Source organism: Blautia sp. AF14-40 (genome assembly GCF_003479665.1).
GTDB lineage: Bacteria > Bacillota > Clostridia > Lachnospirales > Lachnospiraceae > Fusicatenibacter > Fusicatenibacter saccharivorans.
In genome coordinates, this window is record NZ_QUHK01000095.1 from 1 (window position 1) to 1,723 (window position 1,723).

Below are 1,723 nucleotides of genomic sequence, written 5' to 3' on the forward strand. Positions count from 1 at the left end.
TGATATGCTCCCTTCTAGGTAGACAAGTGAAATAATAAAAACTTGTCACTTAGGAGGGAGCATATTTTATGTCCAAAAGAAAAGTATCTGTTGAGGATAAGACATATGCTGTAAATCTATATCTGGATGGAAAAGAAAGCCAACGGCGAATTGCCGATATGTTTGATGTAAGTCTCGCATCTGTCCAACAATGGATTCGAAACTATGAATCTATGGGAGCAAATGCATTCACATTGAAAGGAAATAAAAAATATTCCAAAGAATTGAAACAACAAGCAGTCTTAGATTATTTAGCAGGCTATGGTTCTCAGGATGATATTTGCAAAAAATACGGAATCCGTTCAAAAGCTAAGTTACAAATCTGGATAAAGAAGTATAATGGTCATGAAGAATTAAAATCTTCTGGAACAGGAGGAAACATTATCATGACCAAAGGAAGAAAAACCACTTTTGAAGAACGGGTTGAAATAGTACAGTATTGTATCGCACATGATCGTAATTATGCCCAAACAGCAGAACAATACCAGGTGTCCTATCAACAGGCTCGCAATTATATAGTCAAATATGAAGCTGGTGGAGTGGAAGCTTTAAGAGATAACCGTGGCAAACGAAAACGTCCCGATGAGATGAGTGAATTAGAAAAGCTGCGTGCTGAAGTTAAAATTTTAAAAGCAGAGAAAGAACGTGCTGAAATGGAGGCATCTTTTTTAAAAAAACTCGAAGAAATAGAGAGGAGGCGGGGCTAAGCCTGATCCGTCATGAACATATATATCAGGCAATCAAAGAAGAACACAAAGAACATAATTATCCAATCGCTGCACTTTGTAAACTTGGTAAAGTTTCTAGAGCAGCTTATTATAAATGGCTACACAGAGAAATTCCTAAAAGTGAGCAAAAGAATAGGCTTATTGCCGACGAGATAGAAAAGATTCACACAGACTCACCGGATAAAGGCTATCGAAGGATCAGGGATGACTTGGAACGATATCATGGTATTGATGTAAACGATAAACGTGTGCTACGCATTTGCCGTAAACTTAATATAAAATCAACTATCAAGTATTCTAACAACGGATGCACAAGACAGGCTGCAAGCCCTCAGTATATAGCTGAAAACATACTTAATCGGGAGTTCACTGCCAAAGCACCAAATGAAAAATGGCTCACTGATGTGACAGAATTCCATTATTATATTGGGATGGAAAAGCATAAAGTTTATCTAAGTGCAATACTGGATCTATATGATAGACGGATTGTTTCGTATGTTATTCGTGATAAGAACAACAATGCTTTGGTGTTTGATACGGTAGACAATGCTTTACTTAGAAATCCTGGTGCGCAGCCACTGTTTCACAGTGACAGAGGATTCCAATATACGAACAGGACATTTCATACAAAACTTGTAACTGCTGGAATAATACAAAGCATGTCGCGAGTTGCTAAATGTATCGACAATGGACCAATGGAAGGCTTTTGGGGAATTCTGAAGAGAGAGCGATATTATGGAAAACGATTCACTGATAGAGGTACTCTCGTAAAAATGATCGAAGATTATATAGATTACTACAACAATAAACGCTTGCAAAGGAATCTTGGAATTTTAACGCCAATGGAAAAACATGAAATTTACTTGCAAGCTGCATAAAAACTGCCAGCAGATAAATTTCTACTGGCAGGAAAAATTTATATTTTTTCAATTGTCTACTTGACGGGGAGCGGTTCA

General features: G+C 37.2%; 2 protein-coding genes. Both read left to right on the forward strand.

The features are described 5' to 3' along the window. Window positions 1-68 precede the first annotated feature (68 nt). Entirely contained in the window at window positions 69-746 is a 678-nt protein-coding gene (locus tag DWW13_RS18385; protein ID WP_118720818.1) for a helix-turn-helix domain-containing protein, read from the forward strand. A gap of 5 nt (window positions 747-751) precedes the next feature. Then, window positions 752-1,645 (forward strand): IS3 family transposase, encoded by an 894-nt coding sequence (locus DWW13_RS18390; RefSeq protein WP_118720820.1) that lies wholly within the window; start codon window positions 752-754, stop codon window positions 1,643-1,645. Window positions 1,646-1,723 lie beyond the last annotated feature (78 nt).

What these genes read in the sequence shown, in the direction of transcription:
- DWW13_RS18385 (WP_118720818.1), top strand. Translation starts at nt 69, where the DNA reads ATGTCCAAAAGAAAAGTATCTGTTGAGGATAAGACATATGCTGTAAAT.